Raw genomic sequence first — 14,441 nt, 5'->3', positions numbered from 1 at the left:
TAGCAAATGCTTCATTGAATAGGTATAAGAAGTTCTAATTCTCAGAGCATTTTTGTGTAAGACATATCCTAGGACAGATAACTCGCTTCGCTCAAACAGATCTGTTCTAGGATATAACACAAAAATACTCTGAGAATAGAACTTCTAATACCTATTCAAAGGCGCATTTGCTAACTCTGTTTTGTGCAAACCGCCAGGCAAGGTTATGAAGAAGAACATGTATCGTGTGGTAATTAGAAGCAAATATTTTAATTATTAAATTTAGCAGTGCTGAAGCAAAAAGACATCACACTAATGCTTAGCATCTAGTGCAATGTCTTTTACTTTTTACTGAATTGAGTTCGGTATTCTTTTGGGGACATTCTATATTTTTGTTTGAAGATTCGGTAGAAATAACTCAGGTTATCATATCCAACGGATAATCCGATATCAGCTATTGTTAAGGTTGTATGTTGGAGATAGTAGGCAGCTTGATTCAGACGTTTGGTCTGTAGGAGTTCTGTATAATTTTTACCTGTTAATTTTTTTATCATACGACTTAACCAGTATAGATCGTAATTCATATGATGGGCTAATTCGGATAGTTCGCCGTCTTTATAATTTTCTTCGATATAGCGAAGTACTGTTAGCATAATTTCTTGTTCGATATAGTCTTTTCCTGCGGTTACTTTATCGGTATGGTTCATTAATTGTAGAAATAATAATCCCATAGTTATCTGGTTGATACTTCGTTTATTCTGTTGATTATTCATGATAGTCCATATAAGATTCTCTATAAGATTCTGAATTGGCAGGATATCCGATACTTTAAAATGCAGATAACTTGTGTATCTATCATCACTGCATAAGCATCCGATGACAAAATCACGAATCAAGTTCTCCTCTTCTTCCATCATGTGAAGTGCCTGGTCAAAAAACTCTGGCAAGATAATAAAATTAATTGCAATATCTTCCTTGGAGGCTGGCAAGATCTCTTGTGTTGCATTTTGATTTAAGAATAGCAGTTCTCCTTGATTAAGAATCACCTCATCACCATCTATTCTATGATGTGTCTTACCTGAACACATATAGATTACTTCTACATAATTATGCTTATGTTTTGGAAAATGGACAAAGCGGGTATGTGTTCGAACCCAGATTAACCTACCACTCTCTAATAGTTTCTTGCTATCTACAATCATATCTGAGGTATCCATATATCTTTCACGGTCTATTTCATTCCGTCCATCCAGTATTTCCTGTTCTTCTGGCGTAATCCTTTGCAGTTGTTGTAATATTGCCCCATTCATGATATTTATCCCTTCTAATATTCATGTCTTACTTATGTTGACGATGTCAATATTAAATGATTCTATATGTCTATGTTTATAATAATATAGCATATTAAAAGATATGAAACAACCTTATCCATCATCCATATTACACCAAGTTTATTACATTTTTATTATAGGTTATTACTACAAAAGTATAACTTTTGTTTCCAAATTGTTTATTATACTCTAATCATAAATGCGAGTTCCAAATGTTTATGCAAAATGGTATAATTAGTTAATATCACTACCTATTTATAACTATAAACTGTAAAATATTAATGCTAACATCAACGATCAAACTTACCTAATGGAGGATTCCTATGATTTGCTTAAGAGCAGTAGATGAACGCAACTGGCGTGCAGTAACAAAATTAAAAGTATCAGAAGAACAAGAACATCATGTAAGCAGTTCAATGGGTATATTAGCAAGAGCATATGCTTATCATAATCACCGAGGCACTGTAAAAGCTATCTATCATTATGACATCCTTGTTGGCTTATTAATGTATCGAGATTGTGACGAAATAAATTCCTTTGTCCTTGATCAATTAATGATTGATGTAAATAATCAAAGAAATGGTTATGGTAGAGAAGCTGTTAAGCAAGTAATTAACCTAATGAAGGAAGATAGTAAATATCCTCGCATTACTCTCTGTTATATTGAGGGAGACGCAATTGCCAAGTATCTATATACTTCTCTAGGTTTTTATCATACCGGTGAAGTAGACGAAGATGAAATTATCATGGCTTATGACTTTTCGTAAGAATGATATAAATGATTATGGCAATACCACTATATTTCTTTTACAAAAAAGATATCACATTCTAACCAATCTAGGGAGATGAATTAATTGAACCTAAAAAAACTTGTAGCCACACTATTATCAATCAATGTAATGCAATTTGTCGTAAGCTTAATTATCTTTATCAAAGTAGGCTTAACCGACTTGAATACCGTAAATATATATCTTTACCTCTCAGTCGGACTGATGTTATTAAGTAGTTTCATTACAATACTAGGCCTTTATTTTGCCAGCAGGTATAAGAGCGATAACTTAGTAGAAAGCATTAAGAATCTTGAGGAGTTGAACATAAAGCTCCGTGCCCAGAGGCATGACTATCTGAATCATTTTCAAGTAATATATGGTCTAATGGACTTAGAAGAATATGAAGAAGCGAAGAAATATATTGATCCAGTCTATAAAGATATTCTTAAAGTAAGCAAAGCTCTTAAGACCTCCCAACCAGCCATCAATGCGCTTTTACAAGCCAAGATTGAAGCTGCTGAGAAGAATCATATCGACTTGTACCTTGAGATCCGTTCTAATCTTACTGATATTCCTCTTGAGCCTTGGAATCTATGTAAAGTACTATCAAATGTTATTGATAATAGTATCTCTGCACTCTCTCAGGTTGAGCACGAGAAGAAAATCTATGTGGATATTGGAGAATTTAAATACCATTACTCTTTTGAGATCTCTAATAATGGTCCTAAGATTCCAGATAATATGATCGAATCTATTTTTAAACAAGGCTTTACAACAAAGAAAGAGGCTGAACATGGTATGGGTCTCTCTATCGTATCCAAGATAGTTCATGATGCAGGTGGTAAGATAACCGTTACCTCCAACTCAGATAAGACTAGTTTCTATATCGAGATTCCAAAATTAAGCGCTTGTAATTTCAATAATGAAAAATGACATTGGAGCGTCAAAGATGTATAACTTAGAGATTATCCATTCCATATTCTCTGAATTTAGTATACCTTATAGTAAAGAAACAAAAACATATGTGAAATTAGACTAACTACTAATTTCACAACCAACAATTTTAAAAAGGGAGGGGAATTCAATGGGTGCTATCGATGGTGTATTTCTAATCGCATTGGTACTATTTATTACTGGTTTTGTCTTAGTCGGAATCGAGATGATTGTTCCGGGTATCTCAGCGCCAGGTATCATAGGTAGTATATGTTTACTCGTTGGTGTTTTTTTAGTATCACACTCGATATTAGAGGGAGCCATAATTACAATTATCATTTTAGCACTTTTAGGTATTATGCTTGCAATTATTCTAGCACTACTTTCTAAAGGTAAATTAAAATCTCCAATTATCTTAAAGGATGAGCAGAACAAGGATAAAGGTTATATCAGCTCAAGTGATTTAAACTATCTATTAGGAAAACAAGGACTCGCCGTTACAGATCTTCGTCCTACTGGAACAGGTGTCTTCGATGGAATTGAATTCGATGTCATATCCGAAGGCAAATATATTCCAAAGGATACTAAACTAGCAATCTACAAGGTAGTGGGTTCAAAATTAATTGTAAAAGCAATTACTTAAATGAGATTCGGGGGGCAAAAGCCTTGTTTTAGTTTACTGAGTGTATATTGATGTACTTAACCAAACCGTATCATAATAAGATTATAGTAATGAAATAAGTACTATCATATTTACATCAAATATTTATAGCATGCTTCCTAACTAAGGAAAAGCATTGCAGAAGGAGTATATTATGTCAGAATCAGTAGGTATTATTATATTAGTAGGTATAGGTTTACTTGTTGTTCTATTCTTTAGTTTTGTACCAGTTGGTCTATGGATCTCCTCCATGGCAGCCAACGTAAAAGTAAGTATTTTTAACTTAATTGGTATGCGTCTAAGACGTGTACGTCCATCAAAGATTGTTCTACCATTAATCAAAGCAGTAAAAGCAGGTCTTGATATTAATGTAAACCAATTAGAGGCTCACTATTTAGCTGGTGGTAATATTGATGGTGTTGTCAATGCATTAATCGCCTCCGAAAGAGCTGGAATTGAGCTTCCATTTGAAAAGGCTGCAGCAATTGACTTAGCTGGTAGAGATGTTCTTGAAGCTGTTAAAATGAGTGTTAATCCTAAAGTAATTGAAACAACCAACGTATCTGCAGTTGCGAAAGACGGTATTGAATTACTTGTAAAAGCAAGAGTAACTGTTAGAGCCAATCTAGAAAGATTAGTTGGTGGTGCTGGTGAAGCAACCATCCTGGCAAGAATTGGTGAAGGTATTGTAACTACCGTAGGTTCTTCTCAATCTCATATGGAAGTACTTGAGAATCCAGATCACATCTCAAAAAGGGTCTTAGGTAAAGGTCTTGACTCTGGTACTGCATTCGAGATTCTATCCATAGATATCGCAGATGTAGATGTAGGTAGAAACATTGGTGCACACCTTCAGACTCTTCAAGCAGAAGCTGATAAGAATATTGCACAAGCAAAAGCCGAAGAAAGAAGAGCTATGGCTGTTGCAAAAGAACAAGAAATGCGTGCTTACGTTGTTGAAGCCGAAGCAGAAGTTCCTAAGGCTATGGCATATGCCTTACGTGAAGGCAAACTTGGAGTTATGGATTATTTCGACATGCAGAATATCAAAGCAGATACGAAGATGAGAGAGAAAATCTCCGAGACATCTAGAGAAACCATTATTAAAAATGATAAATAGTGTGATTCGAGGGACAATAGCCTTATTTTAGTTTGCTGAGTGTATATCGCTATATACTTATGTATGTTATGAAAGGCTTTTAACTCTCGAATCATAAAATAATAAAAAACAGCAAATAGAGGTGAATCTTATGGTTCGAAAACCAGTGAATCCAAATTTCTTAAAAACGAATACTAGTGATTCGATACTTAATATTTTTAAGAGCATCCAATCTGCTTCAATATCTCAGAAAGATAATAAGGGTACTACTAACAATAACACAATGAATCAGTCTCCTGATTCTTCTAATGTTGAAACCACCTATCCAGATTCAATGGATAGCATACGTTCCACGAGTAATGAAAATAAACAAGATATTCCTAAAGTCTTAGATATAGAACTGAATCAAAATACATTAAAAGATGCTATTATTCTGTCTGAGATTCTTAACCAACCACTATGCAGACGTAGAAAGAGAAGAACCTATGGCAATTAAAGTACTTCTAGTTGAAGATGAAGATGGTATTCGTTTATTATTACGTAAGATTATTGAACGAAATGAAGGCTTTGAGATTGTTGGAGAATCTGATAATCTTGCCGATGCAGTCTCTGTATTTACTAAAACAAAAGCAGATGTAGTGTTTCTTGATATCGAGATTCACGGAACCAGTGGCCTTGATTGTGCCAAAATTATTGCAGATCTTGACCCTAAAACTAAGATTATCTTTGCAACTGCTCACCCTGAATATCGTTCGGATGCCTTTGAGGTATATGCTTTCGACTATATTATGAAACCATTTAACGTGGAGCGTGTCAATCATACCTTAGATCGAATCAAATCCTTAACCGAACCGGAACATAACGATCATCTTGATAAGATCATTAAGTTCGAAAAAGGGTTGGAACGCTTACTTGTAAAAGGAAAAGAAAGTATGAGTTTCGTCGATATCAAGGATATCATCTTGGTTCAAAGAGAGAACTCTAACACTGTAATCTATACGAAACATGACTCCTTTACTACCTCTGCTAGTTTAAGTGATATTGAAGTAAAATTAGATGAAGAACAATTTCTTCGAAGCCATAAATCTTATCTAATTAATATTTCTCAGATTAAAAAAATTGAACCTTACGGAAGATGGACTTATATTGTTACCTTTAAGGACATTGATAAAGATGCTTTAATGACTTCTGAGAAATATGAAGATATTAAGAAACGATTTTTATAGATTCAAAAACCTTCATGAATTGATTTCATATATCGTTACTAAAAAAATCGCCATAAATAAAAATTATGGTGATTTTTTTTATTTGTCATTTTTACTTAAGAAAATTTAAGAAATATATAAGGATATAAAGATACATTTTCTGTTAATATAGTTTTATTTATATTGTAAAAATATTTCATAAATGGAGGAACATGAAATGAATCAAAGAAAATACAGAATTAATCTATTGATTTTCTGTTTTGCTCTGCTACTTACTTTCTCATTAGTAATTGGAGACCACGTAAGCGCATCTACAAATCAGAAAGCAAGTGAAGTTACTGCTCTTCTTGGTATAACTAAAGATAAAAAGGGTAATGTGATCGCCAAATCCAAATATGTATCAAGAGCTGAATTTGCCGAAATGGTTGTATTAGCATCACCTTTTGCAGGGGATGTAACTAAGACAAGTACTCTAGAACTATTTAAAGACGTTCCTAAGAATAGTAATAAAGCTGCATATATACAAATAGCGGTATCCAAAGGTTACATGAGGGGATATCTTGGAGGCAAATTCTATCCAAATAAAAAAGTCACTTTGAAAGAAGCAATCTATGGCGTCTTAGGTATCTTGGGATATAGCAATGCAGACTTTTCCAATAATCTATCAGATGCTAGATATGCGAAATATAAGGAACTTGGCCTAAGTAAGAATCTTTCACGTAGTGAAAACGATACAATCACTGCTTCTGACTGTGAAAACCTATTTTTTAACTTACTAAATGCAAAACAAAAATCCGGAGATATCTACGGAAAGACACTGGGCTTTGCACTTAGCGACAATGGTAAAATTGACACAGACGCAATCTTACAAAAGAAAACAAAAGGTCCATATCTAGTAAAGAAGGGGTGGCAGAAAAAACTCTCTTCTAAACTCTCTTCCTACCATGTTTATATCAATAATAAAAAATCTACATATGACGCTATTGAAGATTATAGTATTGCTTATTGCGTAGAGAACTTGAAAAAAGTTATGGTTTATCAAGATAAAGTATATGGACGAATTGAGAATATTACTCTATCACAGAATCAACCACAAGAATTAGCCATATCTGGCACTACATATACCGTAGAGTATCCGAAAAAGATGAAAACTCTCTTTAAGAATTCCTCCATTCAAAAAGGCTCCATAGTAGCACTACTACTTGGTAAAGATGATAAGGTATCCTATGTACTACCTATTCATTCCACTAATGCAGATAAGAATTGGTCATCACGTCTCTCCATAAAAGCAGGTAAAGCTACAATATATAGAAACGATAAAGCCACTGCACTATCAACCATTCAGAATTATGATGTTCTATACTATAGCACTGAATTACAAACCGTATGGGCATATAGTAAGAAAACCTTCGGTTCCCTTGATAACATTACTTCCAATCAATCAGAACCCCAGGAATTGACTGTTGCTGGAAGTACCTACTCCGTTGGTAACCCATCACAGATGAAGAAAATAATAAAGCAATCTTCTATTCGAACAGGAATGCCAGTTGTATTACTATTTGGCTGGGATGACAAAGTATCGAATATACTTCCTCTTTCAAGCACTGTTGTTCTTGGTAATTGGCAACAAAAACTAACCTTCCCACTAAAAGAAGGAACTTTTTATAAAAATGGTTTAAAAGCTACAAGTGCAGATATTACAAGTTATGATGTAATGTATTATTCAAATGAATTAAAAAGCGTTTGGAGCTATAACAAAAAAGCCTATGGAACCTTAAACTCTATAAGTCCATCTATATCCTCTCCAGATGAAATTGTAGTCGCAGGTAAAACTTACGCTCTTAAATTACCACCAGTCAATACAACAAGTTCAAGCGATTCTGATACCGATAATTTAATTGAGAACTCATGGGGTACCAGATTACAGGAGAACGGAATCCATTCTGGTGATAATGTAGTCGTTTTATTTGGTTATAACGGAAATGTTGCTGATATCTACCCTGTGGAGAAGATGCCTGTCACTTTAACTGGATATGTACTAAGTATAGATAATAAATTAGTAAAGGATGCAAACCAGACAAGCGTTATCAAACAAGTTGTCCATCTCGTTGATACCTCTGGAGTCTTACGTGATTTCCAATGTGCGGATTCTTCAATTACAAAAGGAAGTGTTGTAAATGTTAATTTTAAATACGGTGAAGCAGTTGTTACTAAGATAAATACTAATTCCATCTCCTCACTATCTGATATTACATCTCGTAAATTAGCATCTGATATACGAATTATTGCAGTAAAGGATCAAAGTTACTCAACTCTAACAACTTCTGAATTAAAAGAAATGACTTGGGGTTCAGGAAATACACTCTATTACTCATGTAATGCCGCAGGTGAAATAACAGATCTAATCCTTCGCGATACAGTAAACTCAGGTTACCAATATGGACTATTAAAGTCAGTTAATCTTTCTGAACTCGAAGACGGAAGTGGCCTTACTAGACTTACTCTATCCATAAACGGAAACGAGACTACAATAACTACCGATGTACCAAAATGGAATATTAACCCTGGTCCAAAAGCCATTAAGCTAGAAGATAACGAGATTAAAGATATGTATGACCTTAATATGGTACGTATTTCTTACATTAGTGGTAATCAAGCAAATGTTGGAAATGCTGTCTATCGAATTGCTGATGACGCACAAGTTTATTTTCTTACAAATGGAAAATATTACGAAGCTTCACTAGATGATATCACATCATTTAACAACCACCTTGTTGATGGCTATGTAGCACAATCACAGGGACCAATTCGAATTATTGTAATTGCAAACTAGGGAAGAAGGTAGAATAGTGAAAATAAAAAAAATTAATTGGAAGCAAATTAAATATAAGAAAATCATAAAGTGGGTACTTATTATTGGAGTCATTGCCTTTGTTGCTTTCTCTTTCTTAAAAAAGTCAAAACCCGAGGAAGAAACAAATGAAGTTATGTCATCAAAAGCTGTAATTGGAAATGTTGAATCGGTAATCTCCGGAACAGGAACTCTAAGTCCTGCAAGTCAGTATGATGTAAAATCGCTCGTAAAAGGTACTGTATTAAAAGCTCCATTTGAAGAAGGAGATACCGTAAAAAAAGGATCTCTTTTATATCAGATCAGCACCAATGATATAGCAAATAGCATCAAAACTTCTGAGCTCGGAGTTAAGAAGGCAAAAGAAGATTACAACAATTATGTAGAGAAAAAATCCAAACTAACCTTAGCTTCAAAAGAAACTGGATATATCAAAAAGCTTTATGTATCAAAAGGTGATACTGTTGCTACAGGTAAAACAATTGCAGACATCTATGATGATACCACTATGTATCTTGATCTAGCATTTCCTTCTGGTGAAGTAAAAAAATCTTGGGTTGGTAAAAAAGCCTCTATCTCAATGGATGCCATTGGAGAAGAAACAATGGGTGTCGTATCCTCTGTAAGTAACTTAGAAGAAGTTATGGATGGTGGTATCTTAACTAAAAAAGTTACGATAAAAGTTAAAAATATTGGTGGTATTAAGGTCGGTGATTCTGCCGAAGCAACCATTGGAGGCGTATCTAGTAGTAGTACAGGAACATTTCGTGCCAAATTAGAAAGTAAACTAATAGCCGAATCCGAAGGTACAATAAAGTCACTCTCTATCAAAGAGGGTCAGCTCGTACATAAAGGTGATACTATTCTAACACTTTCTTCGAAAGATCTAGAAAACCAGATTGATAGTGCCAAATTAAGTATCGAAGAAGCACAATTGGCTTTAGAAACGCAAAAAGATCAAAGGGATCAATACACGATCCAATCGCCAATCTCTGGCCAAGTAATTACAAAGACCAAAAAGCAAGGTGATACCATAGATCCAACAACTGACTCTGCTGCTGGCCCAATGGCAACAATATATGACTTATCTTATCTAACTTTTCAGATGAATATTGATGAATTACAGATTAGTAGCGTAAAAGTTGGCCAACAAGTAACCATTACCACTGAAGATTTTCCAAACAATACATTTGACGGTGTTATTGAACGAATCAGTCTGAAAGGAAATACGACTAATGGTGTAACTGCCTACCCAGTTGTTGTGAAAGTTGAAAAGTACGGAAAACTTCTACCAGGCATGAATGTTAATGGTAAAATTATAATTGAAAAGGCAAATAACGTTCTTACCATTCCAAGTTCCGCATTACAAAAAGATAATATCGTATATGTGAAATCAGATAAAGTAACGAAAAATCAGGATTCATCAATACCAAAAGGATTTAAACCTGTAACTATCACAATTGGTATTAATGATGGAACTAACGTCCAGATTAAAGATGGGCTAAAAGAAGGCGATGAAGTCTATATTCCATTCGACGATACGGTTACTAGTTATTACGGTGAGGAATAGGAAGGAGCCGAAATAAATGGATAAGGAAACACTAATCGAATTAGTTGACATCTGCAAAATCTACCATATTGGTGATACCGAAGTCGCTGCTAATAACGGAATTAATCTAAAAATAAATCATGGAGAAATGGTTGCTATTGTCGGCAAATCAGGAAGTGGAAAGTCAACTATTATGAATATCATCGGAGCCTTAGATATTCCAACCAGTGGTCAATATTTTCTAGATGGCAACGATGTAAGTAAGTTAAAGGGCGATGCCCTCGCAGAGATTCGAAACAGAATGATTGGATTTATCTTTCAACAATATAATTTACTTCCCAAGCAAACTGTATTAGATAATGTTGCTCTACCGCTTATGTATGCAAGGGTTGGAGAGAAAGAGCGTAAGACAAGGTGTATGGAAGCACTTGAAAAAGTAGGTTTGGCAGACAAATACAAAAACCTTCCAACCCAATTATCAGGAGGACAACAGCAAAGAGCTTCCATTGCTAGAGCTTTGGTTGGTAAACCATCCTTAATCTTAGCGGATGAACCAACTGGTGCTTTGGATTCTAAGACCAGTCGTGAGGTACTTGACCTGCTAAAAAAGTTACACCAAGAAGGAAATACTATTGTTCTGATAACCCATGACAACTCCATCGCAGTAGAAGCAGAACGTATTATTAAAATATCCGACGGAGTCGTTGTATTCGACGGAGAAGCAAAGGAGTATAAGAATGAAGTTATGGCAAACACTGAAAATCGTATGGGCTAATATTACTGGGAATCGAATGAGAACCTTCTTAACGATGCTTGGAATGATAATCGGAGTTGCCTCGGTTATTATCCTAATTAGTCTTATGCAAGGTTTTGCAAATAGTACAATTGATTCTTACACAAATATGGGCATTAATAATATTACCATAAGCTTAAAAGGACGTAATGGTAATGTTATGTTAAAAGAAGATGACATGTATCAATATGTGAAAGAACACTCCTCTACTTTAAAAGGAGTATCCCCTAATGTAACAGCAAGTGGAAATCTTACGAAAAAGACGTCAAAAATAGAAAATGGTACACTTACAGGCATTGATGAAAATTATATTCAAATTATGAATAAAGTAATGCAATCTGGTCATACCATTACTTATTCCGATATCTCCATTCGCAATAAAGTCTGTATTATTGGTAGCTATATTAATAATACTCTGTTTAAAGGAGCTGCAAAAGTTGGAGATACCGTTCGTTTTAACGGAGAAGAATTTACCATCTGCGGAATCTTAGCACAATCCTCCGATTCCTCCGAATGGTCCGAAGATAATTGTTTCTATGTTCCTTATACAACTGCAATGAGATTAGCTGGAACTGCTAATGTTACTAATTACACCTTCTTTGCTAAGAGTACTGACGTTGTATCTACTGAAACCAAAGAGATTCAAAGATTTTTATTTAAAACTTTCCATGATTCCAAATTATATAATGTATCCAACATGATTGATATCTTAACCGAAATTCAATCTCAGATGGGTATCCTAACCTCTGTTATCGCTGGTATTGCAGGTATCTCACTTCTTGTTGCAGGTATTGGAATTATGAATATTATGTTAGTATCGGTATCTGAGAGAACCAGAGAGATTGGTATTCGTAAATCTCTTGGTGCGAAACATAAAGATATTATGCGGCAGTTTGTATTAGAAGCTGCTGCTACAAGTACCATTGGTGGTATACTTGGTATATTACTTGGAACATTATGCGCGATGAAAGCTGGAGAGTTAATTAAGATTAATGCATTTCCATCTTTCAATACGGTAATGCTCTCCTTTGGTATTTCCGCAGGAATTGGTATCCTATTCGGATATCTTCCAGCACGTAAAGCTGCAAAGATGAATCCTATTGATGCTTTGCGAAGTGAATAGATAGAAAGGAAGCAAGTAAATAAAAAAAGTCCCTTAGGGTGGTTGTGGATGAATATCACGGTAGCCCTCTGCGGGTTCGGATTTAGGTTAAAGAAGTATAAGAGATTCTAAATGAAAATGGAATCATTCAAACATAATTAGAAGGAGCGAACTCGCTGGGGTACGCTCAGACAGCGCTCCTTCTAATTATTGAATGATTCCATTTTTATTAAGAATCTCTAATACTCTTTAAGACAAAATCCGAACCCGCAGAGGCCTACCGTGATATTCAGGCAAGTTTTCTGTTAAGGGACTTTTTATGCGACTTCTTGGATGATACTTTGAGTTAACTGGAATATTATTATTTATAGTATTTATTATAATCCTAAGAATTCTTCTCCATATATTCAATATACTTATCACCAAACATTTCAAATGCATCTAGTACAGGGAGAAACTCTTTGCCTAAATCTGTCAAAGAATACTCTACTTTTGGGGGGATTACGTTATAGACTTCACGGTGGATCATATTGTATTCTTCTAAATATTTTAATTGTTTTGTTAATGTAGCTTGCGTTAAATCTGGAATTTGCTTTTGTAATTCTCCAAAACGATATACCTGATTACTTAAGCAGTGCATAATTAAGATACTCCATTTTCCTGAAAATATCTTTTGTGCAGTTACAAATGGGCATACTCCGAATAATTCTTTCTTATCTATTTTATTTTCTTTCATTTCTAAACCCTCCATTTATCACTATAGTATATACTTTGATACTTACCATACAAAAATATCGTACTTGTATTATCTGTGTAATATTATAAAATAATTGTACACTACAATTTTATGGAGGTCAATCATGCAAAAAACTATTGAATTTTTAAGAAAAGCAAACACATTTTATTTAGCAACCGTAGAGAAAGATCAACCAAGAGTACGCCCATTTGGAGCAGTTGCAGAATATGACGGTAAATTCTATATCTGTACAAACAATACGAAAGATTGCTTTAAACAAATGCAAGAAAATACTAAAGTTGAGATATCAGCAATGACAGGTGGTTCATGGATTCGTCTTACTGGAGAAGTAAAAGCAGATGAAAGAGTAGAAGCAAAGCAAGCTATGATCGATGCTAATCCTTCTTTAAAGAATATGTATAAAGCAGATGATGATATCTTTGAAGTTCTTTACTTTACGAAAGGTACTTCAACCTTCTATTCATTTACTAATGAGCCAGAGACTGAGGTAATTGCCTAATAAATGAATTTTTGTGCGAGTACTCACAGCCTTAATTCAAATTATATAATGTATATCACTTTGTAGATTTATTTATTATTTATAGAGATTCTATATGATAAACCAATTACTCTTTGTAATATGTTTTCATTTAGTATCTCTTATTTTTATTGTATAATCTGTAGTATTGCAGCTCCATATATTGTATAATATTAGTAGCTATTCAAAATAAATATGATATAAAAATCTAAGGAGGCTTTCTATGCGAAATAAAAAAAATACATTTAAAGAAATCATCAATTTATTTCTATTATTTATTGGTACAATCTTTTTTGTAATGCTCTTTAACACTACTGTTTTAGCCAAAGTACAGGTAGAACAAACTTCAATGGAAAATACCTTGCTGAATAAACAGCAATTACTTGTTGATAAGTTAAGTTATCGTTTCTCCAATCCTCAAAGAGAAGACATTATTATTTTCCTTCCAGATAAAGAAAAAGGCTCTATTCTTGATGAATCTCTAGCTACTTTAGACCAGATGATGTCTACATTTAGTCATTACAAGCAAAAAGATACTTATTACGTAAAGCGTGTAATCGGTGTTGCTGGAGATAAGGTAGATATAAAGAATGGATACGTGTATGTAAATGACGTAAAACTCGATGAACCTTATACGAAGGGCGAAACAATAGAACATGAAATCCATCTTCCCCTTACTGTAGGCAAAAACAAACTATTTGTTATGGGGGACCACCGTTCTGTTAGTATGGACAGTAGATCCTTTGGTGTAATAGATCTTAATCAAGTAGAAGGAAAAGCAATCTTTCGTGTTTACCCTTGGGATAAAGTTGGTAGAATTCAATAGATTTTCTATATATCATGGTCGAGGGTCAATAGCCTTATTTTACTGAGTGTATATTATAAAACGCTTTT

The 14,441-nt window shown here is 34.1% G+C and carries 14 protein-coding genes; 12 read left to right on the top strand and 2 right to left on the bottom strand.

Features of this window, described 5'->3' with window-relative positions:
* Window positions 1-320 precede the first annotated feature (320 nt).
* Window positions 321-1,289 (bottom strand): AraC family transcriptional regulator, encoded by a 969-nt coding sequence (locus tag bsdtb5_RS02225; RefSeq protein ID WP_271714427.1) that lies wholly within the window; start codon window positions 1,287-1,289, stop codon window positions 321-323.
* Between the two features lie 344 nt (window positions 1,290-1,633).
* On the opposite strand from bsdtb5_RS02225, the gene bsdtb5_RS02220 reads away from it, so the two are divergent.
* The 10 genes from bsdtb5_RS02220 to bsdtb5_RS02175 all read left to right on the top strand — a co-directional run bounded on the left by bsdtb5_RS02220 (window position 1,634) and on the right by bsdtb5_RS02175 (window position 12,294).
* Window positions 1,634-2,077 (top strand): GNAT family N-acetyltransferase, encoded by a 444-nt coding sequence (locus bsdtb5_RS02220; protein ID WP_271714426.1) that lies wholly within the window; start codon window positions 1,634-1,636, stop codon window positions 2,075-2,077.
* Window positions 2,078-2,164: 87 nt separating this feature from the next.
* Window positions 2,165-3,013: a sensor histidine kinase gene (locus bsdtb5_RS02215; RefSeq protein WP_271714425.1), complete on the top strand. Its 849-nt coding sequence runs from the start codon at window positions 2,165-2,167 to the stop codon at window positions 3,011-3,013.
* A gap of 151 nt (window positions 3,014-3,164) precedes the next feature.
* Window positions 3,165-3,656 (top strand): NfeD family protein, encoded by a 492-nt coding sequence (locus bsdtb5_RS02210; RefSeq protein ID WP_271714424.1) that lies wholly within the window; start codon window positions 3,165-3,167, stop codon window positions 3,654-3,656.
* A gap of 172 nt (window positions 3,657-3,828) precedes the next feature.
* Window positions 3,829-4,794 carry a flotillin-like protein FloA gene (gene floA, locus bsdtb5_RS02205; protein WP_271714423.1) on the top strand — a complete coding sequence of 322 codons (966 nt, stop codon included), beginning with the start codon at window positions 3,829-3,831 and terminating at the stop codon, window positions 4,792-4,794.
* 130 nt (window positions 4,795-4,924) lie between these two features.
* On the top strand, window positions 4,925-5,269 hold the full coding sequence (locus tag bsdtb5_RS02200; protein WP_271714422.1) for a hypothetical protein: 345 nt from the start codon (window positions 4,925-4,927) through the stop codon (window positions 5,267-5,269).
* Complete coding sequence (locus tag bsdtb5_RS02195) at window positions 5,259-5,999, top strand: LytR/AlgR family response regulator transcription factor (protein ID WP_271714421.1); 741 nt, start codon at window positions 5,259-5,261, stop codon at window positions 5,997-5,999. Before bsdtb5_RS02200 ends, bsdtb5_RS02195 begins: the two co-directional genes overlap by 11 nt.
* 196 nt (window positions 6,000-6,195) lie before the next feature.
* Window positions 6,196-8,811 carry an S-layer homology domain-containing protein gene (locus bsdtb5_RS02190; protein WP_271714420.1) on the top strand — a complete coding sequence of 872 codons (2,616 nt, stop codon included), beginning with the start codon at window positions 6,196-6,198 and terminating at the stop codon, window positions 8,809-8,811.
* A 16-nt stretch (window positions 8,812-8,827) separates the two neighbouring features.
* Window positions 8,828-10,399 carry an efflux RND transporter periplasmic adaptor subunit gene (locus bsdtb5_RS02185; protein ID WP_271714419.1) on the top strand — a complete coding sequence of 524 codons (1,572 nt, stop codon included), beginning with the start codon at window positions 8,828-8,830 and terminating at the stop codon, window positions 10,397-10,399.
* 16 nt (window positions 10,400-10,415) lie between these two features.
* A complete protein-coding gene (locus tag bsdtb5_RS02180) occupies window positions 10,416-11,153 on the top strand; it encodes an ABC transporter ATP-binding protein (protein WP_271714418.1) in 738 nt (245 codons plus the stop codon).
* A complete protein-coding gene (locus tag bsdtb5_RS02175) occupies window positions 11,116-12,294 on the top strand; it encodes an ABC transporter permease (RefSeq protein ID WP_271714417.1) in 1,179 nt (392 codons plus the stop codon). Before bsdtb5_RS02180 ends, bsdtb5_RS02175 begins: the two co-directional genes overlap by 38 nt.
* A 364-nt stretch (window positions 12,295-12,658) precedes the next feature.
* Here bsdtb5_RS02175 and bsdtb5_RS02170 read toward each other — a convergent pair whose 3' ends face one another.
* Window positions 12,659-13,009, bottom strand: coding sequence for a winged helix-turn-helix transcriptional regulator (locus tag bsdtb5_RS02170; protein ID WP_271714416.1), 351 nt, complete (start codon window positions 13,007-13,009; stop codon window positions 12,659-12,661).
* Between the two features lie 124 nt (window positions 13,010-13,133).
* Here bsdtb5_RS02170 and bsdtb5_RS02165 point away from each other — a divergent pair, with 124 nt between their 5' ends.
* Window positions 13,134-13,529: a pyridoxamine 5'-phosphate oxidase family protein gene (locus bsdtb5_RS02165; protein ID WP_271714415.1), complete on the top strand. Its 396-nt coding sequence runs from the start codon at window positions 13,134-13,136 to the stop codon at window positions 13,527-13,529.
* A 241-nt stretch (window positions 13,530-13,770) separates the two neighbouring features.
* Complete coding sequence (gene lepB, locus bsdtb5_RS02160) at window positions 13,771-14,373, top strand: signal peptidase I (RefSeq protein ID WP_271714414.1); 603 nt, start codon at window positions 13,771-13,773, stop codon at window positions 14,371-14,373.
* Window positions 14,374-14,441 lie beyond the last annotated feature (68 nt).

Source organism: Anaeromicropila herbilytica, assembly GCF_016591975.1.
In the GTDB taxonomy this organism is placed as follows: Bacteria; Bacillota; Clostridia; order Lachnospirales; family Lachnospiraceae; genus Anaeromicropila; species Anaeromicropila herbilytica.
This window is presented reverse-complemented; position numbering and strand designations above follow the sequence as displayed.